Below are 824 nucleotides of genomic sequence, written 5' to 3'. Positions count from 1 at the left end.
GCCACGCGCAAAAGGCTGTCGGCTACGGTCGCAGGGAACAGCGCGCAGCTGGATCGCATCGACGAAGTGATCGTCAACGAAAAGGAGGCAACGGCACGCGCATTACTGAGCCTGCAGACGAACGTCAACGGTAACACGGCATCCATCAACAGCCTGAGCCAGACAGTTTCGAATTATCAGCAGGCCACGGCCACGCAGATAAACGCCATAACAGCGACCGTTAACGGACACACAGCTGCGATAACCACGAACGCCCAGGCAATTGCGAACGTAAACGGCGAACTCAGTGCGATGTACAACATCAAGGTTGCAGTCGATGCGAATGGTCGACAGTACGCAGCCGGGATGGGGATAGGCGTTGAGAACACGCCAGCGGGTATGCAGTCGCAGGTGATTTTCCTGGCTGACCGTTTCGCAGTTATGACCCAGGCAGGAAGCGATGTTACTCTCCCATTCGTTATTCAGAACGGGCAGACGATTATCCGGGATACGGTGATTGGTGACGGTACGATCGGTAACGGCAAAATCGGCAACTATATCCAGTCCTCAACCTGGGACGGGACAGGCAATGTTGGCTGGCACATCAATAAATCAGGTTATGCAGTGTTCAATAACGTCACCGTACGTGGAACTGTTTATGCAACAAGCGGAAGCTTCAAAGGTACTGTTGAAGCAACCAGTTTTGTCGGTGATATAGCAAACGTGGGAATTGGCAGTGACGCTGTTATTTCTGGAGGAGGGAACGCATCAAGAACAATTACTTTTACCGATTCGTCCTCATCATTATTAGGGAAGTCAGCACTCCTTGAGGCACTTATTTTCGT

Annotated in this window: 1 protein-coding gene; it reads left to right on the top strand. The window is 51.8% G+C overall.

Going from position 1 to position 824, the window contains the following annotated elements:
- Positions 1-824: DUF1983 domain-containing protein (locus ACJ9N4_RS20900; protein ID WP_411500800.1), on the top strand; the 824-nt coding region annotated here is incomplete at both ends.

The organism is Enterobacter sp. LM3, assembly GCF_046622475.1.
In the GTDB taxonomy this organism is placed as follows: domain Bacteria; phylum Pseudomonadota; class Gammaproteobacteria; order Enterobacterales; family Enterobacteriaceae; genus Enterobacter; species Enterobacter cloacae_P.
The sequence above is the reverse complement of the archived record's forward strand: the minus strand, read 5'-3'. Positions and strand labels throughout refer to the sequence as shown.